At 66.3% G+C, this 24642-nt stretch carries 24 protein-coding genes; 14 read left to right on the forward strand and 10 right to left on the reverse strand.

The features are described 5' to 3' along the window. The first annotated feature begins 41 nt into the window (after positions 1 to 41). Both AB0M14_RS26685 and AB0M14_RS26690 read left to right on the forward strand, forming a co-directional pair. Entirely contained in the window at positions 42 to 1256 is a 1215-nt protein-coding gene (locus tag AB0M14_RS26685) for a CoA transferase (RefSeq protein ID WP_364999477.1), read from the forward strand. 11 nt (positions 1257 to 1267) lie between these two features. Beyond that, positions 1268 to 1885, forward strand: coding sequence for an isochorismatase family protein (locus AB0M14_RS26690; RefSeq protein ID WP_364999479.1), 618 nt, complete (start codon positions 1268 to 1270; stop codon positions 1883 to 1885). On the opposite strand, the gene AB0M14_RS26695 is transcribed toward AB0M14_RS26690, so the two are convergent. Both AB0M14_RS26695 and AB0M14_RS26700 read right to left on the reverse strand, forming a co-directional pair. Then, on the reverse strand, positions 1882 to 2373 hold the full coding sequence (locus AB0M14_RS26695; protein WP_365000489.1) for a DUF4240 domain-containing protein: 492 nt from the start codon (positions 2371 to 2373) through the stop codon (positions 1882 to 1884). The genes AB0M14_RS26690 and AB0M14_RS26695 overlap by 4 nt on opposite strands. 72 nt (positions 2374 to 2445) lie before the next feature. Beyond that, a complete protein-coding gene (locus AB0M14_RS26700; protein WP_364999481.1) occupies positions 2446 to 3336 on the reverse strand; it encodes a hypothetical protein in 891 nt (296 codons plus the stop codon). A 113-nt stretch (positions 3337 to 3449) separates the two neighbouring features. On the opposite strand from AB0M14_RS26700, the gene AB0M14_RS26705 reads away from it, so the two are divergent. Then, entirely contained in the window at positions 3450 to 4157 is a 708-nt protein-coding gene (locus tag AB0M14_RS26705) for a hypothetical protein (RefSeq protein WP_364999483.1), read from the forward strand. Between the two features lie 6 nt (positions 4158 to 4163). On the opposite strand, the gene AB0M14_RS26710 is transcribed toward AB0M14_RS26705, so the two are convergent. Next, positions 4164 to 4949, reverse strand: a complete 786-nt coding sequence (locus AB0M14_RS26710) for an IclR family transcriptional regulator (RefSeq protein ID WP_364999485.1) — start codon at positions 4947 to 4949, stop codon at positions 4164 to 4166. A gap of 154 nt (positions 4950 to 5103) precedes the next feature. Here AB0M14_RS26710 and AB0M14_RS26715 point away from each other — a divergent pair, with 154 nt between their 5' ends. From AB0M14_RS26715 to AB0M14_RS26745, 7 genes are all read left to right on the forward strand, one after another. Further along, positions 5104 to 5616: a flavin reductase family protein gene (locus tag AB0M14_RS26715; RefSeq protein ID WP_364999487.1), complete on the forward strand. Its 513-nt coding sequence runs from the start codon at positions 5104 to 5106 to the stop codon at positions 5614 to 5616. Beyond that, the gene (locus AB0M14_RS26720) at positions 5613 to 6926 is read left to right on the forward strand and encodes an acyl-CoA dehydrogenase family protein (protein WP_364999489.1); all 1314 of its coding nucleotides are present in this window, start codon (positions 5613 to 5615) and stop codon (positions 6924 to 6926) included. Before AB0M14_RS26715 ends, AB0M14_RS26720 begins: the two co-directional genes overlap by 4 nt. Positions 6927 to 7022: 96 nt before the next feature. Continuing rightward, on the forward strand, positions 7023 to 8420 hold the full coding sequence (locus tag AB0M14_RS26725; RefSeq protein ID WP_364999490.1) for an aldehyde dehydrogenase family protein: 1398 nt from the start codon (positions 7023 to 7025) through the stop codon (positions 8418 to 8420). Beyond that, the gene (locus AB0M14_RS26730; protein WP_364999491.1) at positions 8417 to 9559 is read left to right on the forward strand and encodes an NAD(P)/FAD-dependent oxidoreductase; all 1143 of its coding nucleotides are present in this window, start codon (positions 8417 to 8419) and stop codon (positions 9557 to 9559) included. Before AB0M14_RS26725 ends, AB0M14_RS26730 begins: the two co-directional genes overlap by 4 nt. A 123-nt stretch (positions 9560 to 9682) precedes the next feature. Beyond that, on the forward strand, positions 9683 to 11101 hold the full coding sequence (locus AB0M14_RS26735) for an aldehyde dehydrogenase family protein (protein WP_364999493.1): 1419 nt from the start codon (positions 9683 to 9685) through the stop codon (positions 11099 to 11101). 466 nt (positions 11102 to 11567) lie between these two features. Continuing rightward, complete coding sequence (locus AB0M14_RS26740) at positions 11568 to 13079, forward strand: DUF1254 domain-containing protein (protein WP_364999495.1); 1512 nt, start codon at positions 11568 to 11570, stop codon at positions 13077 to 13079. Between the two features lie 105 nt (positions 13080 to 13184). Then, the gene (locus AB0M14_RS26745) at positions 13185 to 14768 is read left to right on the forward strand and encodes a DUF1254 domain-containing protein (RefSeq protein ID WP_364999497.1); all 1584 of its coding nucleotides are present in this window, start codon (positions 13185 to 13187) and stop codon (positions 14766 to 14768) included. A gap of 99 nt (positions 14769 to 14867) precedes the next feature. Here AB0M14_RS26745 and AB0M14_RS26750 read toward each other — a convergent pair whose 3' ends face one another. Both AB0M14_RS26750 and AB0M14_RS26755 read right to left on the reverse strand, forming a co-directional pair. Next, entirely contained in the window at positions 14868 to 15362 is a 495-nt protein-coding gene (locus tag AB0M14_RS26750; protein ID WP_364999499.1) for a hypothetical protein, read from the reverse strand. A gap of 242 nt (positions 15363 to 15604) precedes the next feature. Beyond that, positions 15605 to 16984, reverse strand: a complete 1380-nt coding sequence (locus tag AB0M14_RS26755; RefSeq protein WP_364999500.1) for an MFS transporter — start codon at positions 16982 to 16984, stop codon at positions 15605 to 15607. A 225-nt stretch (positions 16985 to 17209) separates the two neighbouring features. Between AB0M14_RS26755 and AB0M14_RS26760 the strand changes: the two genes are divergently transcribed. Further along, positions 17210 to 17998 (forward strand): dienelactone hydrolase family protein, encoded by a 789-nt coding sequence (locus AB0M14_RS26760; RefSeq protein WP_364999502.1) that lies wholly within the window; start codon positions 17210 to 17212, stop codon positions 17996 to 17998. A 6-nt stretch (positions 17999 to 18004) separates the two neighbouring features. Here the strand turns inward: AB0M14_RS26760 and AB0M14_RS26765 are convergent, their stop codons facing one another. Beyond that, positions 18005 to 18229 carry a hypothetical protein gene (locus AB0M14_RS26765; protein ID WP_364999503.1) on the reverse strand — a complete coding sequence of 75 codons (225 nt, stop codon included), beginning with the start codon at positions 18227 to 18229 and terminating at the stop codon, positions 18005 to 18007. Positions 18230 to 18703: 474 nt separating this feature from the next. Here AB0M14_RS26765 and AB0M14_RS26770 point away from each other — a divergent pair, with 474 nt between their 5' ends. Further along, on the forward strand, positions 18704 to 19156 hold the full coding sequence (locus tag AB0M14_RS26770; RefSeq protein ID WP_364999505.1) for a transposase: 453 nt from the start codon (positions 18704 to 18706) through the stop codon (positions 19154 to 19156). Positions 19157 to 19432: 276 nt separating this feature from the next. After that, positions 19433 to 20473, forward strand: a complete 1041-nt coding sequence (locus AB0M14_RS26775; protein WP_364999506.1) for a hypothetical protein — start codon at positions 19433 to 19435, stop codon at positions 20471 to 20473. A gap of 262 nt (positions 20474 to 20735) precedes the next feature. On the opposite strand, the gene AB0M14_RS26780 is transcribed toward AB0M14_RS26775, so the two are convergent. Together AB0M14_RS26780 and AB0M14_RS26785 are read right to left on the reverse strand one after the other, a co-directional pair. Then, positions 20736 to 21320 (reverse strand): hypothetical protein, encoded by a 585-nt coding sequence (locus AB0M14_RS26780; RefSeq protein WP_364999507.1) that lies wholly within the window; start codon positions 21318 to 21320, stop codon positions 20736 to 20738. A gap of 4 nt (positions 21321 to 21324) precedes the next feature. Beyond that, positions 21325 to 21948 carry a MauE/DoxX family redox-associated membrane protein gene (locus AB0M14_RS26785; protein ID WP_364999508.1) on the reverse strand — a complete coding sequence of 208 codons (624 nt, stop codon included), beginning with the start codon at positions 21946 to 21948 and terminating at the stop codon, positions 21325 to 21327. 433 nt (positions 21949 to 22381) lie between these two features. On the opposite strand from AB0M14_RS26785, the gene AB0M14_RS26790 reads away from it, so the two are divergent. Then, positions 22382 to 22564 carry a hypothetical protein gene (locus AB0M14_RS26790; RefSeq protein WP_364999510.1) on the forward strand — a complete coding sequence of 61 codons (183 nt, stop codon included), beginning with the start codon at positions 22382 to 22384 and terminating at the stop codon, positions 22562 to 22564. A gap of 18 nt (positions 22565 to 22582) precedes the next feature. Here the strand turns inward: AB0M14_RS26790 and AB0M14_RS26795 are convergent, their stop codons facing one another. Both AB0M14_RS26795 and AB0M14_RS26800 read right to left on the reverse strand, forming a co-directional pair. Beyond that, positions 22583 to 22837: a hypothetical protein gene (locus AB0M14_RS26795; protein WP_364999511.1), complete on the reverse strand. Its 255-nt coding sequence runs from the start codon at positions 22835 to 22837 to the stop codon at positions 22583 to 22585. A 248-nt stretch (positions 22838 to 23085) separates the two neighbouring features. Then, entirely contained in the window at positions 23086 to 24213 is a 1128-nt protein-coding gene (locus tag AB0M14_RS26800; RefSeq protein ID WP_364999514.1) for an IS110 family transposase, read from the reverse strand. Between the last annotated feature and the right edge of the window lie 429 nt (positions 24214 to 24642).

Genomic DNA, 24642 nt, shown 5'->3' on the forward strand with positions numbered 1-24642 from the left:
GTGTATCCAGTTTGCCGCGCTGCGCAGGATGGAGAATCCATATGCCCACTGACACAACCGCTTCGACCGGCCCGCTGGCCGATCTCCGGGTGATCGAGATGGGCCAGTTGCTGGCCGGGCCGTTCTGCGGGCAGCTGCTCGGCGATTTCGGGGCCGAGGTGATCAAGCTGGAAAGCCCGGGCAGCGGGGATCCGATGCGGCAGTGGGGCCGGGAGCAGTCGCAGGGCAAGTCGCTGTGGTGGCCGGTGGTTGCGCGCAACAAGAAGTCGGTGACCTGCAATCTGCGCGATCCCGAAGGGCAGCGACTGGCCCGTGACCTCATCGCGCGCGCCGACATCGTGATCGAGAATTTCCGGCCGGGCACGATGGAGCGCTGGGGCCTGGGCTACGACCAGTTGCGCGACATCAATCCCGGGCTGATCATGACCAGGGTCACCGGTTATGGCCAGACCGGGCCGTATGCGCCGCGCGCGGGTTACGGTTCCATCGGCGAGGCGATGGGCGGAATCCGGTACACCACAGGCGATCCCGATAGTCCACCGGCCCGCACCGGCATCTCGATCGGCGATTCGCTGGCGGCGGTCTTCGCCACCATCGGCACCCTCGCCGCGGTGCACCACCGGACCCGGACCGGGCAGGGGCAGCTGGTCGACTCCGCCATCTACGAGGCGGTGCTGGCGATGATGGAATCGCTGCTGCCGGAGTACGCGGTCACCGGATACCAGCGGGACCGCACCGGTTCGGTGCTGCCGAATGTCGCACCCAGCAACGTCTATCCGACCGCGGGCGGCGAATTGATCCTGATCGCCGCCAATCAGGACACCGTCTTCGGCCGCCTCGCAACCCTGATGGGCCGACCCGAGTTGGCCACCGATGCACGGTATTCCACGCACCTCGCGCGCGGCGCCCGGATGGCCGAGCTCGACGATCTGATCGCCGGCTGGACCGCCGGCGCGAAGGCCGACGACCTGCTGGAGCGCCTGCACGCCGCCGGCGTCCCGGCCGGGCGCATCTACACCGCGCGAGACATGTTCGACGACCCGCATTTCGCGGCGCGCGAGGCGATCGTGCGGATCGCCCACCCCGAATTCGGTGAACTGCCCATGCACAACGTGGTTCCGAAACTCAGCGCCACCCCCGGCTCGATCCGGCATGCGGGCCCCGACCTGGGTCAGCACAACACCGACGTCTACTGCGGTCTGCTCGGGATGGACGCGGACCAGCTCGCCGAACTCGCCGAATCCGGCATCCTCTAAGGAGAATTCGAATGAAGGATCTCATCGAGGATGCCGCCGACGCGGGCTACAACACCCCGCTGGGAGCCGGCGAACGGCCCGCGGTCCTGGTGATCGATATCTGCGCCGCCTACCTGACGGACGACTCCCCGCTGCGCGCCCCCGTCGAAGACGCCGTGCGCGCCGCCGCCACCATCGTCCACCACGCGCGCGCCACCGGATACCCTGTGCTGTTCACCCGCGTCAGCTATCGCCCCGGCACCGCCGAAGGCGGCCTGTTCCGCCGAAAAATACCCACGCTCAACGTCTTCGAGGAAGGCAACCCGCTCGCGGAGTTCCTCGATGACCCCGCCCCGCTCCCCGGCGAATCGGTGATCACCAAGCAGTACCCCAGTGCCTTCCACGGCACCGCCCTGGCCGGCAACCTCACCGCCGCCGGCATCGACACCCTGCTCATCACCGGCCTCACCACCAGCGGCTGCGTCCGCGCCACCGCCACCGACGCGCTCCAGCACGGCTTTCGCCCCCTGGTCGTCGCCGACGCGTGCGGCGACCGCGACCCCCGCCTGCACGACGCGAACCTCTTCGATCTGAACGCCAAATACGCCGACGTCATCGACCTCGGCGCGGCCCTGAAGGTGCTTCGCTAGGCCCAGCCCGTGGGATTCGACGCGCTCTCCCGGGTGATCCCGCCACCGGTCCGGGGGAAGCTCCCGAAGCGCTCGTTGTGCAGCTGAGCGAAGAAGTAGCCCATCGCTTGGCATTCACCGTCCGGGGCCGCCGTCGTCGGCGTGGCCGAGATCGCGTCGTAGTAGTCCTTACCCATCGCGACGATGAAGCCGCGGCCGTACAGGAACCCGTCGTCCGAGCCGCCGATCACCCGGTGGAGGTCGGCCCGGTCCAGGTCGTACATCTTCCGCTCCAGCACCCGATCCAAGGCGGTCAGCTCGTCCGCGGATTGCCCGTCGCCGAGGCTCCGCAGTTGATCGAGAAATGCCTTCAGATGCGCATCGAGCGCGGGAGCGTCGTCTTTCCGGGCGGGCAAACCCCGCCGCAGCGCGTTCGGTTCGGCGCCGACCGATTCCCAGGCCGTTTCGATCATGTCCCAGAACCGCGATTCATCGGCCGCGGTGTGCATCTCGCTCACGCGCGGACGCTACCAGAACGGAACTGCCGATCCGCTGCGCGCCTTTCGGGCGCCGTCGCAGCGTCAGCGCAGTTCGATGGCGACCGAGGAATCCTGTTGCGGCCCTACCCGGTGCACGTAGTCGTGGGCCACCGGGTCACCGAGTTGCGCCAGGAACCACATCGCCGTCCAACGCGCGGTGCTGGCGATGGTGGCTCCCCAGGTGGTGGTCGGTATCCGCGGGTCCGGCGCCGCGCCCGGTGGGTTGTTCTCGTCGGTGAGGCCGAAGTGGTTGGCGCCCAGCAGGTTCACGAACGCGGTGGAGGGCGAGCCGGTCAGCCGGGTGAAACTCTCGTAGGCTTCCCCCGGTTCGCTGATTCCGTCGAGGGTTCCGTTGATGAACATGACCGGAACACCGTGCACCGCAACAGCATCCACCGACGCTCCCACGGTGGTGTTCGCCCCGTGGCCGACAATGGCACGCAGCTCCGGCGGGTGCCGGTAGGTCAGGCCGAAGCAGAACGGCGGCTGGCAGCGGTCGGCTGCGGCGTAAATGGCCGTGGCGGCTCCGTAGGAGTGCCCGGCGACCAGCAGAGTGCTCGGGTCGAGTACAGCGCCGATCGCCGAATCAGCGTCCGAGGCTTGGGTACGCGCCCAGGCGACGACTCGATTCAGCAGATGCTCGCTGGGTAGCGAATAGCCGACGAACGGCAACGGATAGTGCTCGGGCACCACCACCACGAAGCCGTAATCCGCTAGCGCGGAAGCGAATCCGGTGTAGTACTGCTTGCGCACGTTGGCGCCGGGCAGCAACAGCGCCACCGGTAGCCGCCGGTCGGATCCGGCGGGATAGAAGACCGTGGCGGCGTCGCCCTCGATCGTGACTTCGGCGGACCGCACCGGCTGCTGGGCTGCTGCGGACGGCGCGAGAACCAGGGACAGCAGACAGGCTGCGGCCAAGAACACGGCACGCATGAGACCCCGTTCGTTAGCAAACGCTGTGTTTGTGGAAACAGCGTTTCGATGTGAAACTAGCGCGAAGCGTACTCCGCGAAACGCTGTTTCGCACAAGAGAACAGGGGAATGCCATGGGCTCGCACCCACACGGCTGGTGGATCCTGCTACACCTGGTGTTGTTCGTCTTCTGGCTGGGCGGCGACCTGGGCGTGTTCTACTCCAGCCGCTTCGTCATCGATCCGAAGCAGACACCCGCCGCCCGGGCCACCGCTCTCGCCATCATGAGCGGATTGGATCTGGGACCCAAGGTCTGCCTGGTGTTGTTCCTGCCCAGCGGGCTCACCCTGATGGCATTGGAACCGCACGGCGCGGAACTCCTCGGCGTCGTCCTGTTCCCCTGGTGGTCGATCGCACTGGTGTGGCTGCTCGCCGCGATCTGGTTGACGCTCACCGTGATTCAGCACCGTACGCACGGCGCCATCCCCCTGGTCAAACGCTCCGATCTCGCGATCCGCTGGGCGGTCATCGCAGGCATGGCGAGCGCCGGCGGCTACGCCCTGATCGCCGCGGAGCCGTTCGGCGTCACCACCAACCCGAAGTGGCTCGGCCTCAAGACCCTGCTCTACGCCACCGCCATCGCATCCGGTCTCGGCATCCGAATGACGTTGCGCCCCTTCGGTCCCGCCTTCACCACCCTGATGACCACCGGCTCCGACGACACCGTGGAACGCACCCTGCGCCGCAGCATCGACGGCTGTCTGCCGTATGTCTGGCTGATCTGGGGCAGCGTGCTCGCGACCGCCGCGCTGGGCGTGTTCAAGCCCGGCGCACAGTTGTGAACCGTGTCAGGCCGAGTAACCCATCTGCGCCGACACCGCGCCGGCCGCCTTCTGCAGCAACGGCACACACTCGCTCATGCGCGGCTCGAAGCGCGACAGCGGACCGCACACGCTGAGCGCGGCCACCACACCACCGTCGTGGTCGAGCACCGGGGCCGCGATGGACGCGGCGCCGATCTGCCGCTCCCCCATGGAAATCGCGTAGCCGCGCTTGCGGATCTCGGCGAGTTCGGCGCGCAGTTTGCGCGGCGTGGTGATGGTGGCGTCGGTGAACGGCGTCAGCTCGTGCCGGTCCAGGTATTCGTCGATCTCGGACTTGCGCAGGAACGCCAGGATCGCCTTGGACGAGCTGCCCGCGTGCAGCGGATAGGGCACCCCGAGCGCCACCTCCATCCGCAATTCCTGGTCCGGCACAACCTGATCCACGTACATGCGGGTGTCGCCGCGCCGGATCGAGAGGGTGGCCGTTTCCCCGGTGAGCGAAGCCAGCCGGCGCAACTCCGGCCCGGCCATCACGCGCAGGTCGGTCCGCGCGAGATAGGCGCGGCCCAGCGCGATCGCGGCATGCCCGAGCGCGTAGCGGCGGGTGGTCGGCTCCAGAGTGATGAGTTCGCGATTGCGCAGCGCGGTGAGGATGCGATGCACCGCGGCCTTGGTCAGGCCCAGTTCGTTGGCGATCTCGGTGACTCCGAGATCGGGCCGGCCGGTGCGGCCGAACAGCAACAACACGTCCATGGCCCGTTCGACGGCGGCGATGGAGCGACTCTGATTCTCGGCCTCGGTGTCCGACACGCCAACAGCTTAGGGCACGGCATTTCCCGATGGGAAACGGTCCGGCGAAACCGGCCGAAACGGCTGTGCCACAACGCGGTTACCTGTTGCGCCCGGGCCGGTAGCGCGTTACCTTGTGCGTAACAGCGTTTCCACTACCGAAACGGAGGTGGCGGTGGATCCGACGTATCTCCGTACCGTGCTCGCCCAGTGGGCCAGCGGCGTCGTTGTCGTGACCACGCTGCGTCCAGGCGGCGGCCGGCACGGCATGACCGCGAGCTCGTTCACCAGTGTGGCCCTGGACCCGCCGCTCGTCTCGGTGTGCCTGGCGACCGGCAGCACGACCTGCCGGTCGGTCCGGCGCAGTGGGGTTTTCGCTGTCAACATGCTCGGCCACGATCACGAGGACATCGGCCGCCGCTTCGCCGCTCCCGGCGACGCGGGCGACCGATTCGCGGTGACGTCCGGGGCGGGTCGGCCGCTCGCCGTCCCCCAGTGGGACACCGCGACCACCGGCGCGCCGGTGCTCGCCGACGCGGTCGCCTGGGTGGATTGCGTGGTCGCGGCCTGTCATCCGGCCGGCGATCACACCATCGTGCTCGGCCTGGTCCAGGACGCGGCCGCACCCCGGCCCGCGCCCCCGCTCATCTATCACGACCGCACCTACTACGAGGGGATAGCCCGATGATCGGCGCACGACTCGTCGAAGACATGACCGACGCGGAACAGGCCCGCGCCCAACGGGTCGAATCCGTCCTGCCCGCCCTGCGCGCGGCCGCCGAGGAAGCCGACCGCACGGCCACCTTCCCGGCCTCGCACGTGCCGCTGCTGCGCGAGGCCGGGCTGCTGGGTTTGGTGGTGCCGGAGAAATTCGGCGGCCTCGGCGGTGGCTTGCGCGACCTGGCCGCAGCCACCTTCGCCATGGGCACGGCCTGCCCGTCCACGGCGCTCGCCTACTTCTTCCACAACACCAGCGCCTCGCGCGGGCTGCTGCCGCTGGAAGCGCTCGAGGCGGGATTGTTCGCCGCGGAGGAGGTTCCGGTGGTGCGGGCCTTCGCCGAGAAGGTGCTGACCCGCATGGCCGACGGGGTGTGGCTGGCCAACTTCGCGTCGGAATCGGTGAAAACCGCCAAGGCGAACATCACCATCGCCAGCACCGCCCGCAAGGTCGACGGCGGCTGGATCCTGCAGGGCGAGAAGTCTTTCGGCTGCGCGACCGGGGTCGCCGACTATTACCTCACCTCGGCCAAGATCGAAGGCTACGACACCGCCGAAGGGCTCGCCACGTTCTTCGTGCCGCGCGACGCGCCGGGGGTGAGCACCCGCGCACCCTGGGACGGGCTCGGGATGCGGGCCACCGCCAACAACGGCATCCGGCTCGACGAGGTGTTCATCGCCGCGGACGAAGCCTTGGCGGTACCGGGCGCGTTCACCAAGATGCTCACCATGAGCAGAGGCAGTTTCGTCGGCAACCAGCTCGCCATCGCGGCGGTCTACACCGGCTGCGCACAGCGCGTCTACGACGAAACCCTCGCCGCGACCACCCGCAAGACCTTCGCCGACACCGGCGAACCCATCGCCTCCTCCCCCGTGCACCAGGTGCTCCTCGGCGAGATGACCCGCCAGCTGGAAACCGCCTACCTGTGGCTGCGCTACCAGCTGAGCATCGAGACCGTGGAGCCGCCGATCAAACCGAAGCAGGAAGTGTTCACCCAGTGGCGACTCGGAAAGGGCGCGGTCACCGAGGCGTGCTTCCAGGTGGCGCTCGGCGGGCTCAAAGCCGGTGGGACCTCGGCGGCTTCGATGAGCGGCGTCGCCGGGCGCGCACTGCGGGATCTGGCGATGGGCCTGGTCATGACCTTTCCGGCCGAGCGCGGCATGCTCGAGGTGGCGCGAATCATTACCGACGCCAAGGCCAACGAGTTGTTCGCGACCGCGCCGGTGGATGGCAGCCGGGCCGACGGTCAGACGGCAGCATCGCTGGAGGGGGCGCGATGACGCACGGCAACCAGGTCGGCCCGCACCGGTCGGCTCGATCCCCGCAGAACGACGCGTTCACTTCCTGACGGTCGATGAGTTTCTGGAGTCTTGCCAATGAATGACAGCAGCGCGGAATTCCCGCCCATCGTCGATCTCATCGACGGGGAGTGGGGTACGCCGTCGATAGATCTCGGTGTGGCGCTGGAGGATCCGGCTACCGGTGCCGAGGTGGCACGGGCCGTCGCGACCTCTGGGGACCGTATCGATCGGGCACTCGCGGTGGCCGACCGGGCATCCGGGGTCATAACACCCGAGCTGCTCGACATGATCGCTGACCGGCTGGAGCCCCGACTGGCGAGGATCGCCGAATTGGATGCGCGCGCAACGGGTGTGCCGATCCGGCAGACCGAGCTGCTCGGGGTCATCGTGGCCGGATCGTTCCGGCTGGCGGCCGAACAGTTGCGTTCGGGTGTGCTGCGCGCGGATCGTGACGGGGTGCAGGTGCACCGGCTGCCGCTGGGGCCCGCGCTCTGCCTGGTGCCGTGGAACGCACCCGCACCGATGGCGGCGCACAAGGTGGCCAATGCGCTCGCGGCGGGATGCCCGGTGATCCTGAAAGTCAGTGAGCTGACGCCCTATAGCGCGATTCCGCTCGCGGAGGTGATCGCCGAGCACGTGCCCGCCGGGATGTTCCAGCTGGTGCAGGGCGGAGTCGAGGCCGGGGCGCAGTTGGTGGCCGATCCGCGGATCAAAGCCGTGTCCTTCACCGGGGGCGTAGCGGGCGGCCGTTCGGTGGCGACCGCCTCCGCTCCCCTGTTCCGGCCCTGTCAGCTCGAACTCGGCGGCAACAATCCCCTGATCGTGCTCCCGGACGCCGATCCGGAAACCGCAGCCCGCATGGCGGCCGACCTGCTCACCACCCTCAACGGCCAATGGTGCCGGGCGCTCGGCCGATTGATCCTGCCCGCGGACCGGGCCGGGGAACTCGTCGAAGCCATCGGAAAACGGCTCGAAGCCCTGCGTTTCGGGCCACCGCTGGACCGCGACACCGAGTTCGGTCCGCTCGTGCACTCACGGCACACCCGGCAGATGCGGGAAGCCGTGTCCGGCCGTGGATTCCAGTCCTTCGGCGCGATTCCGGACGACGGAAACTATTTCGCACCAACACTTCTCGATGCCGACCTGCCCGAAGAGGTCTTCGGCCCCCTCGCCGGAACCGTCACCTACGAAACGATCGAGGAAGCGGTCCGGCTGGCGAACGCGGTGCCGTACGGGCTCGAAGGCTACATCTGCGGGGCCGACGAAGACCGGGCTCTGGCAGTGGCCCAACAGGTTCGGGCCGGAGAGGTGAAGGTGAACGGGTCCTCCATCATGAGCCTGCACCTGATGACTCCCCGCCCCGCCTGGGGCTGGTCCGGCCTCGGCGAGGAGGGCACCGAGGAAACCTTGCGGTTCTTCACCGGAACCCGCGTCGTCGGCGTCGAGGGCCGCTTCGCCCTGCACACCGCATGAGCGCCGTGGTCGTGGTGGGCGCGGGCCCGGTCGGTCTCACCGCGGCGCTCACCCTCGCACGGCGCGGCGTGCACGTCACCGTCCTCGAACAGGGCGACAAGCTGGCCACCGAATCCCGCGCCTCGACGTTCCATCCACCGACGCTGGAGATGCTTGCCGAACTCGGCGTGCTGAAACCACTTCTGGTTCGAGGAATCATCGCCTCGACCTTCCAATACCGCGAACGCGGCGGCGGCGAGATCGCCACTCTGGACCTGAGCGTGCTCGCCGAAGACACGGCCTACCCGTTCCGGGTGCAGTGCGAACAGAGCCGCCTCACCCCGATCCTGCTGTCCGCCTTGCCCTCCCACGCGTCGGTGCGTTTCGGCTATCGGGTCGAGGGCCTGTATCCGAGCGAGGAGGGCGTCATCGTGCACACCTCGCGCGGACCCGTCCTCGCCGACTGGGTGATCGGCGCGGACGGCGCGCATTCCGCCGTCCGGCGCACGCTCGGTGCCGGATTCGACGGCAGCACCTACCCGGAACGCTTCCTGGTCGCCTCGGTAGCCGAGGATCTCGAGGCAGCGCTCCCCGGCATCGCCCCCATCAACTACGTCTTCGATCCAGACGAGTGGCTGGTCCTGCTGCGCACTCCCGCGCACTGGCGCGTTCTCCTGCCGACCCCCACCGACACACCCGACGACGACGAATTGTCCCGCCTCCCAGACCGTTTGACCGCGGTCGCCGACCTCGGCCGACCGTGGCGGCTGCTACACGCCTCGCTGTACCAGGTCCATCAGCGCGTCACCGAAAGCTTCCGCCACGGTCGAGTCCTGCTCGCCGGCGACGCCGCCCACGTCAACAACCCACTCGGCGGCATGGGCATGAACAGCGGCATCCACGACGCCGTCCACCTGGCCACCGCCCTCGCCGACGTCCTCTCCGGCGCCCCCGAATCCGATCTCGACACCGTCGCCACCCGCCGCCGCACCGTCGCCATCGACCACGTCCAACGCACCAGCCACGACAACTGGCAACGCCTCCGCACCCAAGACCCGGCCTACCACGACCACCTCCGCGCCCTGGCCGCCAGCCCTACCGCCGCCCGCGCCTACCTACGCCGCGCCTGCCTCCTCGATTCCCTGGAGAACCAGCCGTGAAACCCCACGCCCCCGCCCGCACGCCAACGCCGCCCAGCTTTCTCGCGGTCCATCCTGCGGCGGCTCCGAGGTCAGGGGCGCGAGGGGAATTCGCATCGAACTCGCTGTAACTAGGAGCTGCTCATGAGGATCCAGCGCGAGAATCCGGCGCGGCCGCGGGAGATCGTGGGGTCGGTACCCGTGACATCGGCGGAGTCTGTGGATGACGTTGTCTACGCGGCGCATCAGGAGTTCCGGGAGTGGTCGGCGCGGCCACTCAGTGTGCGGTTGGCCGCGCTCGGGGTGGCCGCCGACCGGATGGACGAGCGGTGCTCGGAGTTGGCGGCGCTGCTCGCGCGGGAGAGCGGCAAGCCGGTGGCGGACTGCCGCGGCGAGATCGGTTTCGCCGCAACGTATCTGCGGTGGGTGCGCGACAATGCGGGCGCTGTGCTGGGCCCGCAGGTGTTGGACGACGAGCTGGGACGGGTCGCGTGCACGCCCGCACCGTATGGGGTGGTGGCGGCGGTGACACCGTGGAACGCGCCGATCATTCTGTCGATGCTCAAGCTGGGGCCGGCGCTGGCGGCGGGAAACACCGTGGTGCTCAAGCCTTCTCCGCTGGCGCCGCTGACGGTGGGCAAGGTGGCCGCGCTGCTGCCGGGTGTGCGCGTCATTCATGGTGGGGCCGAAACGGTGCTGGCTCTGGTCTCGCATCCGCTGGTCGGGAAGGTCGCGTTCACCGGCGGTGAGCAGGCCGGGCGCAGTATCGCGGCGGCGGCCGGGCAGGCGCTGACCCCGGTCGTGCTCGAGCTCGGCGGCAACGACCCGGCGGTCTTCCTCGACGACTTCACGCTCACGCCAGACGATTACGAGCGCTTGGTGCTGGCCTCGTTCGCCACCGCCGGACAGGTCTGCATGGCGGCGAAACGGCTATACGTGCCGCGCCCGAGGTTCGACGAGTTCGTCGAGTCCTACCTGGCCGCCGCCCAGCGAATTCTGACGGTCGGCGACCCGCTCGACGAGCACGTGACCATGGGCCCGCTGGTGACCCCCACCGCCGTGGACCGCATGACCGCCCTGGTCGCCGACGCCTGGAACCGCGGCGGCTGGATGCTCCCACTCGCCGAAGTACCGGACAGCGACGGCTATTTCGTCACCCCCACGCTCGCCCTCGACCTCCCTGACGACGCCGACCTGGTCCGCCTGGAACAGTTCGGCCCAGCCGTCCCCGTCCTCACCTACGAAACCGAACAGGAAGCCCTGGCCCGCGCCAACGACTCCGAACTCGGCCTCGGCGCCTCGGTCTGGTCCGCCGACGAAGACCGCGCCTTCACCTTCGCGGCCCAATTGGAAGCCGGCTTCACCTTCATCAACACTCACAACCGAACCGGAATGACCCTGCGCGCACCCTTCGGCGGGACCAAACACAGCGGCTTCGGCCGCGAATACGCCGAAGAGGGCCTGCGCGAGTACGTCCAGACCACCGTCCGCCACGCCCCCGCCGCCTTCCGCGCTGGCGGCCCTGGCATGCCCGCCCGCGCATACCCAGCACCTCATCCCTGAGCTTTACCCCCACGCCGACCGGACTATCAGCCACCCTGGCGCATCCGGCGCACAAACCCACTCCCCCGACCTACCACGCTGAAGCGACGCGTCGGACCACCAACTGCCTCAATCCGGCGAGTGAACAGTTGCAGATCGGCGATGCGATCTCGGCCCCTTGGGTGACCTATGCCGAGCGCACGAAAATACCGAGTCGAGGGCGTTCGACGCCGCACGGGTGACGTGCCGCACTGGCCGGTGTGGATGCCGATACGAGCTTCAGGAAATTGTCAGCTATCTGATTTGTTGGTGTAACTTTTGCTTTTGAAAGGCTCTGTCGGTACGCACAACTGGTTCGACCGAACAGGAGATAACTGTGGGCAAACGGTGGCTTATCGGAACGGAAACCTCTCTCACCGACACCCGATCGGATGCCACCAGCCCACCACCGACGCCCAGCTTGTCCCGCCGATCCGCACTGCGCGGGGTGAGCGTCGCAACGGTCGCACTCGGTGCCGGAGCCGCGTTGGCGGCCTGTTCGAGCGATTCGGGGTCCGCGAGCGGTCCGAGTTCCACCTCCGTGCCCGCGCCGACCGAAAAGAACGCGGTCAAGGCCGATGGCCCGGCTGAGGGCTCCTCGACCGAGCTGACCAAGCCGGTCACCGGCATCGACATGTTCGACTCCTACGCCCGCACCATCGCTCAAACCGCGTATGTGTGGGGCTGGCCGCTGGTCAATGCCCGCAACCGCCACGACCAGAGCATCCAAGCGCCGCAGCCCGGCCTGGTCAACGGTGTCGTCCCGGCCGCTCCGCAGGGCCACCTCGCGATGCTGTCGAACTATGTCGACCCGTCGGAAACCTTCGTCACCTGCCCCAATCAGGATGTGGTGTACGGATTGGCGTTCTTCGACCTCGATGAGCAGCCGGTGATCGCGCAGGTCCCCGATTTCGGCGACCGGTTCTGGGTGTATGCGCTCTACGACCAGCGCACCGATCAGTTCGGGCAGCTCGGCAAGCCCTACGGCACCAAGCCCGGCTTCTATCTGCTCGCGGGCCCGAACTGGAAAGGCGACGTACCCAAGGGCGTGGAACAGACCTTCCGCAGTCCCACTCGCATCGCCAACGCCATCCCGCGCGTTTTCATGGACGCCACTCCCGAAGACCACGCGGCGATCCAGGACCCGCTGAGCAAGGTGATGATCTACCCGCTGTCCGACTTCGACGGCAAACAGAAGACCACCGACTGGTCGAAACTGCCCACCCTGCCCGGCGCCGCTTCCGACGGTGGTGAGACGAAATGGGTTGTGCCCGAGAAGTTCTTCGACGAATTCACCTCCGTCCTCGACCAGGTGCCGCCACTGCCCGGCGAGGAAGGACTGTACGGGCAGTTCCGCAGCATGCTCGACGCCGCCGACAACAATCCCACCCTGAAACAGGTGCTGACCGATACCGCCGTCGCCACCGAAAACGATGTGATCAAACAGTTCTTCGCGTGGAAGCACAACGGTCTGCCCGCCGGGAACGGCTGGAATCGGTCGGTCAACAACGCCCAGTACGGGCTGGACTACTTCAACCGCACCGGCACCGCCAAGTCGAACATGTACGACAACCGGCCCACCGAGACCCAGTACTTCTACACCGACAACGACGCCACCGGCGCGCCACTGGACGGCAACCGCGGCTACAGCGTCTCCTTCCCGGCCGGGCAGGAACCCCCGGTCAACGGGTTCTGGTCGCTGACGCTCTACAACGACAAACACCTGTTCAACCCCAATGACCTGAAACGGTATTCGCTCGGCACGAAGAACAAAGACCTCAAACGCAATCCGGATGGTTCGCTCACCCTTTACGCGGGTGGCCCGAATCCCGGTCCGGATCGCGAATCCAATTGGCTTCCAGCCCCTTCCGGCGCGTTCTCGCTCTACATCCGGGCCTACTGGGGTAAAGACCCGATCCTCGACGGCAGCTGGCAGCCCCCCGCTATCCAGCCCGCTTGATCGCCCGGATTCGTTGGTTGCCGACATGGCTCACTCGCGAGGAGTACTGCAGCAGCCGCAACCAAACTCGATCAGCGGAGAGGAACTCACATCATGGGTTGGCAGATGACACGGCGATCAGCGTTCGGTGCAGCAGGTCTGGCGGCCGTGGCCGTGGGTGCGGGCGGGACGTTGGCGGCCTGCGCGAGCGACAACAAATCCAACGGAGGCTCCGGTGGTGGATCCAACGGCGATCAGTACCGTGCCCTGGCCGATGCGGAGTTCTCCGGGGGATATCCCACCGACGAGAGCGCCACGATGCTCGACGATGAGTTGTTCTTCCAGCGCGCCACGCAAAGCTATCTCTGGGCGCTACCCGCGGTGAACATGTACGCGATGAAGAAGGGGCTCGGCGCGGTCGCGGGCACCGGCTACAACGTCATGTCGGTGTACGAGAAACGCCTCAAACCCAACACCGTCATCACCACCCCGAACTCCGACGTCATCTACTGCATGGGCTTCGCCGACCTGAGCCAGACCGGCCCACTCGTGCTCGAGGCACCACCGAAGATCCAGGGCCTGCTCGACGATTTCTGGCACCGCCCACTGACCGGCCCGAACATCGACGGCGTCCAATACCTCGGCGATATCGGAATTCCCGGGCCCGACAAGGGAAATGGCGGCAAGTACCTCATCGTCCCGGCCGGTCAGAAGATCGAGGACCTAGGGGTCGACCCGGGCGACTTCTTCGTCTACGAATGCCGCACCAACGGGCTACTGATCTTCCAGCGCGGCTTCTTCCAGTCCGTCGACGACCTCACCCCCGGGGTGAAGGCAGTGCAGGGGCTGATCGTGCGCCCACTGCGGGGCGAGGCGAAACCGATGGACTTCAAACACGTTTCCGACATCCCGGCCAATGCCCTGTTCCCGAAGGACGGCTCCTACTTCGACATGCTCGACGAATTGATCCAGAGCGAGCAACTCGACACCGTAGACCCCTACATGCACGGCGTCCTTGCGGCCCTGGGCATCAGTAAAGGTACCGACTTCAAGCCCACCGACCACCAGCGTGACCTACTCGACCAAGGGGCCAAGACCGGGTGGCGGATGGCCAAGAACATCGCCGCCCACTTCGATCAGGAAACCAACGCCCTGTGGTGGTCGGATCGGCACTGGGTCGCCCACGCCAAAACCGAACTCGACGACTTCTGGCACACCCTGCTCGACGAAGAATTCCGTGTCCGCACCACCGGCTACACCGACGTCGACGCCAAGGCGCACATGTTCATCAACGCCTACTCCATCAGCTCCGGAATGATGGGCTCGATCGTCGGAGCCGGTGCCAAATACGGTGCGGCATACAAGGACAGCAACGGTGAGTACCTGCGCGGGGAAAACCACTACACCATCGACCTGCCCGCCAACCCACCCGCACAGATCCTCTGGTCGGTCACCGTCTACGACGCCGACACCGCCTCCGGAGTTGATGTCCCCGGGCAGGTGTATCCGTCGCTGAACTCGATGAACAACCTGAAATTCAACCCGGACGGATCGGTGACCTTCCATGTCGGACCGAATCCGCCCGAAGGCGCACAAAACTGGCTCGAAACCACCCCCGGCAAGGGCTGGTTCAGCCTCATCCGCTGGTACGGACCCACCCAAGAATTCTTCGACCGCAAGTACAAGCCTGGCGACTTCGTCAAACAGTAACCACACCAGACAAACGCACTCTTCTGGCGCTGAGCGCTCGGCCGGCGGGCTCAGTCCGGCACCGCGCCGAACATACTGACTGTGATGTCCATTGGCTGTTCAAACCCCAAGATCATCGCAAAGATCCCCGTAGCGATCCATGTAGTCAGGCGTTGATCGATGACTGCCCAAACCGACTGTGTCGAATTCATCCAACCCTTTGGCCGGTCTAATCCCGAGAACGCGAAGTGCGTCGTTGATGAGCCGCACCGAATGTATGGGCCCACCGTCAACGGAAACGGCTGCGTACTGGTCGCCTGCACCGCCGAAATAGTCTGTAGCCACCACCGCGAACGTTGGCTCCGGTCGGGCAGAGAGTTCCGCTGCCAGCACAGCTACTACGTTCTCGGTGGGGAACAACAGGGGACGCGCCTGCGGCCCGAGGTTGAAATACCCTGTAACCCCAAGCGACGCTTGCCAATACGCCGTGTAGTAGTGGGTTATATGAAACAGTGTCAGGTCGCCGCGCAGAGGCACTGGTACCAGGTCCCACTTGTCCGCTGCATCGGCGTTGTATGGACCGGGCAGTATCAGTGCAGAAATAGAGTGCGACACTTCGGAACTCTATCGCCCTGCTAACCATCCGCAGACCGGACTACGCCCAGGCGGGGCCGGTCGCTGGGAATCGTGGTGTCCGTTCGGGGGTGCTGTCGGCGGATTCGATACGCAGGGTGCGTTCGGGGCAGCGGCCGGGTAGCTGCCGGTCGTGCGAGCATGCTCGCCCGGCTCATCAGCGCCTGGTTCACCAGACGCGGGCACGGGCCGGCCGCCGAGCCGGCTGCGTCCTGTGCAGGTGCTCAGATGCTTCGCTGTTCCGGTCCGGTGGTGGTGGATCGGAGTGTGCTCGTGGCGATCAGTGCGGCCAGGGTGGCCGAGGTTGCGCAGGCCAGGAGCAGGTAGTGGCCGGCTCGCGGCAATGAAGGATGGGCGAGTCCGAGGATTGTGCCCCCGAGGGCGGAGCCGATGCTGAAGGCGAACAGGCCGACGGTGTTCATGGCAGCGGATGCTTTCGTGGCCTCGCCGGGTGTGGTGGCGGCGGCCATGACCGCGACGGTGAGGTGGGGCATGGCCATGCCGATTCCGGATCCGGCGAGCAGGTAGCCGAGCGCCCATCCTGTGATGGTGAGTCCACTGGGCTGGGTGTGGTGCAGGGTGGCGGTGAAGGCGAGGGCCGCTGCGGTGAGGAGAGGTCCGATCACGCTGAGTCGACGGATCAGTGTGGCGCTGTCGATGGTCGAGCTGGCCAGTTGTGTCAGTGCCCAGCCGACTGGTAGCGCGGTTCCGAGGAATCCGGCCGCAACGGGGGTGAGATTGCCGAGTTCTTGTCCGAACAGGGTGATGAACGCCTCGGCGGAGGCGGCGATCGTGATCAATGCGCGGGTGAGGTAGAGCCGCGCCAGCGGGGCGCCGCTGGTGTAGGTCAGCAGGGGCAGGACTCGTGCGCGCTGTCGGGGGCGGCTTTCGCGCAGCAGGAATATCGCGATCAGCGTCAGCCCGCTTGCGACGGCGATCGTGGTGAAGGCCGGATCGGTTCGCAGGCCGGCCACACCGATCAGGGCTGCACTGCCGGTGAGCAGCAGTACCGACCCGACCGGGATCGGGTCCAGGCGCCGGTCGCGCTGGTGGCGTCGTATCGCTCGCGGCACGAGCAGCATGAGCGGTGCCGTCAGTGCGGCGACGACGAGGAACGCGAGTCGCCAGAGGCCGAGCTGAGCGCAGATGCCACCGATCAGCGGACCGATGAAGAATCCAGCCGCCATCGCTGCCGAGATCAGCCCGGAGGCGCGGCTCCACAGCCGTTGCGGCAACTCGGCTTGGACGCTGACGTAGGACAGTCCGGCTACCAGGCCGACTCCGGCGCCTTGGATGCCCCGGCCGGCCAGGAGAACCGGCATGGCCGGTGCCGCGGCGGCGGTCAAAGTGCCTACGATGAACGCTCCCAATCCGATCTCGAAGCCAGTTCTGGCACCGACGCCGGAGACGGTCCGGGCCACGAGCAGGGCGGCGATCACCGAGGTGAGCAGGAAGACCGTCGTAGCCCACGCGTAGAGCTGGCGGCCACCGATGTCATCCACCGCAGTGGGCAGCAAACTTGTGGTGACCCAGGTGCTGACACCGTCGAGCAGCATCACGCCACCGATCAGAACGGTGGTCGGAGCATGGTCATGAGAGAGCATTTCCCGCCAGCTACCGCGGGTCGCCTCAGAAGCTGAGATCGGCACAAGATCGAGGAGATAACCTCAACCTATGTTGATGTCAAATCCCTGAAAGCTATCCAAGATGGGGCATCAGGCGGAATCTCGGAGGTGTTGACCTGAACCTCTATTGAGGTTGTGGAATAGCTGATGCATCAACGACTCGATGGCTCGATCGGAACGTCACAGACGATAGAAGGAGCGCGAATGCCCAGCACCACAGTTCAGATCCCCACACCGGACGGCAGTGCCGACGCGCTGATCGCCTACCCCTACGCGTCAGGGGGGCGCTACCCCGGCGTGTTGCTGTACCCCGACGGGATCGGCGTGCGGCCGGTGCTGCGGGAAATGGCCGAAAAACTCGCGGGGGAGGGCTATTACGTGCTGGTACCCAATCTGTTCTACCGACACGGGCCCGCGCCGGTGATCGGAATCCCGGATCTGACCCGGGCTGAGAATCGTGAGCCGTTCTTCGCCCGGCTGATGCCTGTGATCAGCGAGCACACCACCGAACGCGCGGAACGCGACGCGCTCGCCTACCTGGATTTCCTGAGCGCACAACCCCAGGTGAGGCCGGGGCCGGTAGCCGTGATCGGTTACTGCATGGGCGCGGGCCTGGCGCTGCGCACCGCGGCGGCCCGTCCTGGACAGGTCGCGGCAGTAGCGTGTTTCCATCCGGGTCCACTGGTGACCGACACGCCCGACAGCCCACACCTTCTCGCATCGCGCCTGTCGGCGAAGGTCTATCTCGGGCTTGCCGAACACGATGAACAATCCATGCCCGCGACCGCGATCGCCGCACTGCGCGAAGCCTTCGACATAGCCGGGGTCCGATACGACAGCGAGGTGTATCCGGGCACCGTCCACGGATTCACCATGTCCGATACCGCCGCGTTCAATCCCGATGCACTGCAACATCATTGGGAAGCACTGCTGCCGCTGCTGCATCGCAGCCTGGCCGGCCGCCACGCCGGCCGGACTCCCGAAACAAACTGAGATCGGTCACATGCGCCGGGCGGCACACACTTCACCCGCGAGGTTCAGGCGACCCGGAGCGGTGCGGCGTGGTCGCCCTGTTGTCCCATTCCTCGGCCAGACGTTGCCGGTCTCGATGGATAGCTGCCATTGGTGAGCGATGCCGCCCAATTCCGGTACGTCGACAGCATTTCCGATACCGGCGGCAAGCGCTTCCTTGATGGCGTCCTTGGACAGAAACCACGCGTCCATTGACCGTCCGAGCTGGGCTCAAGGTCGTTTTGCCTGCTCCGGGTAGTCCGTTCACCAAGACCAGAAATCCATCCACGCGATAGATCATCGCTCGACACGGACGGACTGCGCCGGAACGCACTCTACTTATCTGGCAACGAATGATCTCGCCACCGCGATCCCTGAACGCACTCAGGGCCGGGAGCCCTGGCTGAGACCGCGGACGCCGGTGGTGGAACGGCGGTCGGATTCCGTTGACATGGTGTGTCTTCGGCGATTCGACCGCCGTTATCGGTTGAGATCGATCGTGGTTCGAGCCCGCTCCCACGACAAGACGCCCACTTCAACGCCAGAGCCTTCGAGCTCTGATGCAGACCGGCGCCGTGGGGGTGCGCTGGGATCGCGAACAGCTCATCGGAGGCCAGCCCACAGAGGCTTGTAAGTAGAGTGCTGCGCGTTCTCACTCGGGTTCTGACCAGCAGAAACCCATTGTTGATGGAGGACGAATTGAACCGATATTGCGGCATCGACTGGGCCGAGGACCACCACGATATCGCCATTGTCGATGCTGGCGGCACGCTGATCGCCAAGAAACGGATCAGCGACGACCTTGCGGGTTTCACCGAGCTGACCCGACTGCTCACCGAGGCCGGCGACACTGCCGAAGAACCGATCCCGATCGTCTCGGTCACCTTCCGACGGATCAAGAACGATCGCCTCGCTGCTGTCGGCTGGGTCTGGGCTGCCTCGATGGTTATGAATTCCGGTCCGGCACAACAGCATTACCGGCAGCGTCGCCAGCGCGGTGACCGTCACGCCCCTGCGGTTCGACACCTGTTCAACAAGATGCTCGGCCAGCTCTACCACTGCCTGCAAACCCGCCAGGTTTACGACTCGGCGAAGGCATTTGGACCGTTGATCGAACCCGAGCCAACCACTGCAGCTTGACAGTTAGCGCGATCGGAGGTCTCATGCCGCCTGCTGGGCGGTTTGCGCGGCCGGAGCGATCCGACGGAAGATCCACGGCCCGAGGTGTACTCGGGCAGTTTCAATGCCTGGTAATGCTGAGTGCCGGGCGTCGATTGTCGGGAAAGTCGGCCCGCTGGTCGGGTGTCTCTGATCAAAGAGTGGGCATCCAGTCGTCCATTCTGTAACGAATCCCGTTGCGGGGCTGGCATTCCTGAGCGGGTGCGGGTGGTAGCGATGCATAAGGAGGGCGTGAACATGAGCACGCAGGCGATCCCCTGCAAGTTGGTGATCTGCACTACCGGTGACAATTCCTTGACCATCCTCGACACCACGGTGCTGACCAAGAGTCTCGACACGGTTCCGAGTACATCCGAGGTCGCGGCGGCTTCGACCATCATCTCCGGGCTGGGCGCCCCGACCAGCGTCACGTGTTCTCGCCTCGGGAACTTTGTGGCAGTCGGTTGTGTCGATTCCCGCAAGGTCGTGGTGGTCGACGTCGAGAAGGGCAAGGTCGAAGTCGAAATCGATCTCGGAGACAAGATACGGCCCGATGCCGTGGCCGCGGGACCCGACTTGAAGGTGATCGCGGTCGCCGATTCCGAGGCAGAGGACCTGCTCTTCGTCACCCCCTCTTCCTCTCTCTATCGAGAGCGGCGTGCGTACGGCAAGTCACCGGTCAGCCTGGCAGTGCTGGCGCCGGAATGGGATTCGGCGGGTGCGAAGAAACAGCGAGCGGTTGTCGTAGCGAGTGCGGCTACAGCTACCGTGGCCTGCTTCGATGTGTCCACCAACCAAGAGATATGGAATGACGGCGGGCGGGCGGACACCGCGCCGAGGGCGATGGCCTTTACCTCCGACGACCGGGTGGAATTCCCGATCCTCGCGATGGTGTATCCAGACCGCAATGTCGTCGCGGTACTCGACCCGGCGGATGGCACGTTCCTGTTCGAGGTCGCCGTCGGCGCACGGCCCGTCGCTGTCGCGATTTGCCGCAGGCAATCCGAGGTCTGGGTCGTCAACGCCGACGACAACACGGTGACCGTGGTCGACCTTGTAACCCGGTCGGCGACAAGGACGTTTCCAGTGGGCGCTTCGCCGGCCGGGATCGTATTCGATTACGAGGACAGGTGGGCCTATGTCACCAACTCCGGCGACAACACTCTCAGCATGATCCTTGTTACGAGAGCACCAAACGTGCATGCCGTTGTACCAGTGGGCAACCGCCCGACCGGCATCGCGACAGCAATAGTGCCGACCTCGAAGGAAGAGGAGGAGGAAGCGCCTGCATTCGACTAGCCAGCCATCGCGACGGCTGGCTGGTTCTTCTGTCGCGCAAAGGGTTGCGATGCACAGCCGTCGCGCCTTCGCACGGTAATGGCACCCTGAGCGAGCACTCCCGCCGGGCACCTGGATCAAATCCTGGCCGGGACCTGATCCTGCCTGCAAGTGTCCAACTAACCGCTGGTCGCGCTGACCGAACCGGCCAGCCCGTACTGACGAGAGGATGCTCTGCGTCATTGCGACCGATGAACGGGTTGGCGCGTCGCTCGGCATCGAATCAGCGGGCCGGAGCGTACCCGTGGGATGAGGTTGTCTCGCGGAGGGGAAGGGTCTTGTGCGGGGTGATCGCCGTGGCGAGGGCCTGCAGATCGGCGACGCTGCTGGGGTGGGTCGCGGCTGCCACACGCAGATCGTGATCGAGGGTGACGGCGGCCGGTGTCGCGCCGATTTTCATTGTGCGGGTGAGGATCTCGTCGTCTTGGTAAAAGGTCGAGACCCACTGCGGTAGGTTCGCGACCTGGGCGCGTCCGGCCGGGCTGGAATCGGCGATCACGACGAGTCCGGATGGCAGGGGCGCACCGAGGGCGGCCAGTAGCCGGTCGCAGTGCCCGCAGTGCGGGTCCACGATCACCATCAACGACGGTCGGGGCAGGTCTCGGGTGCTGATCGGGTGTCCATCGGTGTGGGTGAGTGCGAGATCGGGAACGAGTTCACCGACGCTGGGCAGTGTCGGTTCGCCGAGTTCGTCACCGAGCCGTTCCAGCAGAGGCCCGATCCGGGTGAGTAGTCCGAGCAGGATCACCGACTGGATGACGACGACGACAGACACGGCGATCAGTACCGTGATCCACGGCCAACTCACAATGTCACCTTCCGCTCGAAGAAGAGTTCGTCAGTTTTCGTGCCGAAGCGGTGACGCGGTGGCCGCGGACGGTCAGTTGCCATCCCACCGATCCGGTCAGCACTGTCAGTAACGACGCCCACGCGATCTCGGGTGCCACCGACATCGTCGCTCTCGGGTGTGGGCCGGTGAGGATGGCGAGTCCGTCGACGGGCACGATCGCGACGACCACAGCCAGGGCGGCCAGGGCGAGGTTGCGGGTGATCAGTGCCCAGCTGATCGGTTGTGCATGGTCTGCTCCGGCGCATCCGCAGTCGATCCGCCGCCCCGCCGCGAGGTTCAGGGCCATCGCCGCCGCGAAGATCGTGAGCAGTATCGCGGTGATGATCGCGGCCGGTGCGGGCAGGATGCCGGTGATCAGCAGGGTTCCGCAGCCGAGCTCGGTCGCGGTGACGGTGGCGGCGACGGGCCGGACCGCCAGGGCAGGCAGCAGTGCGTAGCTGGTGACCGCGTCCCGGAACCGGTGTGGGTCGCCGAGTTTGGCCAGCCCCGCCCGCAACAGTGTCAGTGCCAACGCGAAGCGGGTGATGAGCAGCAGCAAAGCCAGGGCGATCGGGTGGTGGTTCAGCACTTGAACTGGCAATAGCATCGGACAATCGAACCCGAACGCGAACACTTCCCGCTTTCCGCCTGTTCCCAGTTTCGACACTGCCTGTCGCAATGCTCGGTTTTGGTGCAGTTGCCTTTCCAGGTCTGTGAAATTCGGCTGCAGGTGTCGGCTTTGGCTGTTGCCATGCCGAGGAGCGCGAGAGCGCCTGCTCCGGCTGTCGCCGTGACGGCCCGGATGAACGATCGCCGCGACCGTGTAGCGGAGTTGTCGTCGTCGGAGTCGCGGCGTGCTGGTGGTGTCACATCAAACTCCCATCCACTGGTGTCGAGGTGGTTGCCTTGTCGACAGTGGTGCGGCGATCTGCTGCCTGATCTGCGACGTCGACCTTCTTCCAGCCGATCCACTCGCTGGAACTGTTATAGCTCGCGGCACTCACTGGGGCCGGGACCTCGCCGTCGAACCGAGGTGTCGAATGCGATCGTCGACTCCGCGGCCGGTCCCGGTACAGATCACCGGGACCGGACGCGGCACGGCCCGCTCCGCACTCCGGCGACGAACGATCCGGCCGAATACGCGATGCACGACCACGCCGAGGCCGGGCACGCCGACGCTCGCGATCATCGCCGCGCTGCGCCACGGCGACGTCGCCGGCTAGCGTCGCGGCAGCCCGTGCTCAGCCGCGGGTGGCGGCCTCGATGAGGGCGCGGGCCGCCATGGTGCAGAGTTCGCGGGCGGATTCGGGATTCAGTCCGCGCACGTCGGTGAACACGATGACCGCCTCCCAGCCGACCACCAGGGCGACCTGGGACACCAGGCGTTCGAATTCAGTGGGCGGCAACTGGTTTCGCAACGGTTCCAGGGCAGGCTTTTCGATCCAGCGCACGCGCCGGTAGCCGCGGCGGGGCTGCCCTTCGGCGGGGCAGGGCATCCACGGTCAGCTTGACCAGCCTGCGCCGCATCGGCAGGGATTGCTGAGTATTCGCGGTCAGGCTGTCGAAGAGCACGACGATGCGGACGCGCGGGTCCTCGGAGTCCAGTTGCGCGAGCGCCGCGTCCGCGCCCGTGCTGACCAAGCCCAGCGTGGCGTCCAGCAGCAGCTGACCTCAGCGTCGGCAACGCACCATAGTGGCTCCCCTCTCGTGTCAAGACATGCGTTGCAGGTCGGGGCTATTCTGGTTAGCGGTGAGTCCGGGTTGTGGCTTGTCCGAAGTGCCGGTGTGCGGGGTTGAGCCGGTCGCGCTGGAGTCCGTAGTCGCCCCCGATTGCCCTCCCGGGCTTGCCTTTTCTCTTCTGCGCTGATCGGCGAGCATGCGTGCGTAGACCACGTTCGATAGGCGCCGTTTCAGCGCGCATCGCTTCCATCGAAGTCTTGCCCTCGGCTCTGCGGCGGTCGTAGTAGACGCGCCCGGCGCTGGGGCGGCGTAGTTGAACGATGGCCATGGTGTGCAAGACGCGGTTGATTTTGCGGTTTCCGGCGCGGGAGAGCCGATGGCGTTGCTGCTGGCCAGAGGAGGCGTCCAGGGGTGCGGTGCCGTTCCAGGAGGCGAACCGGTTCCGGTCCCGGAATCGGTGGATGTCATCGACATCGGCCAGCAATCGGGCTGCGCCGGCCGGGCCTATGCCGTTGAGATCGGTCAGCGTGGAGCCGCGCTCGGCGACGAGTTGGCGGAGCTCCTTGTCCGCGGCTTTGGTTTTGCGGTCGATGGTTTCGAGTTCGCCGATCAACTCGACGGCCAGGCGGCGCCGGACCTTGCCTGCCGGGTCGCGGGGTTTGACGGTGGCGATCAGCTTGCGTGCCTGCATCGCGGTCAGGTATTTCTTTGCCCCGCCGGGCAGCAGTTCCAGCAGTAGCCGGTGCAGACGGTTGACCGTCTCGGTGCGGGCGTGGCCGAGTTCGTCGCGGCGATCGGCGAGCATGCCCAATGCGATCAACTCCGGATCGGCTTGGACTCGACGCAGGTTCGGTGCCCGCAACGCGGCCAACGCCACCGAATGAGCGTCGACAGGGTCGGTTTTGCGGCCGTTTCCGGTGGCGAATACCCGCACCTGTGCCGAAAGTTTCGCTGGCACATCGATCACGGTTTCCCCGTCGTGGACCAGGCGGTGGGCGATATGTCGGCCGACGCCGTTGCAGCCCTCGATCGCCCACACCCGCTCGGTGTGTTGCCTTGCGGTGGCGAGCATTTCGGCGTAGCCGGTGTTGTCGGTGCCGTATCGCCCTGTGGCAAGAATATTGCTGCCGGGATCGATGATCTCGATCGTGGCGGAGCGTTTGTGCGGGTCCATTCCGATGATGACCACCACCAGCGGCGCCCTTCCGTGTCGGGGTGTGAGGTCCGTGCGGGAAGGCACCGCTACTTCGAGCTGTGGGCAAACCCCTCTTCAGCCATTCCCGGCACGGTGACCGGTGAGAGGCAAGCCATTATTGAGCCACACCAATGACGCTGGCGGGCAGCCGATTAGGGAGCTTCTCACCGGGCACCTAGGCCCGATCCTGGCCGGGATCAAGCCCTACCGCCAGTATTAAGTAGCCGATGACAGTGCTCGAGGCGTATCCCGTTCGAAGAGGTCGACGGGCGGGCTCGGGCGCCAACGTCGAGACGACAGTGTCGGGATACCCCTGCCCCTGATAGCGCGGACCAGCGTCGGCGGCCCATTCCGCGCCGAAATCGCCAACCGATAGCACCGAGTCGCCCGCCGTCGACGGCGGCGGGGAGATCGGCCGAGAATGCC

This window comes from Nocardia sp. NPDC051832 (assembly GCF_040681285.1).
Classification (GTDB): Bacteria; Actinomycetota; Actinomycetes; order Mycobacteriales; family Mycobacteriaceae; genus Nocardia.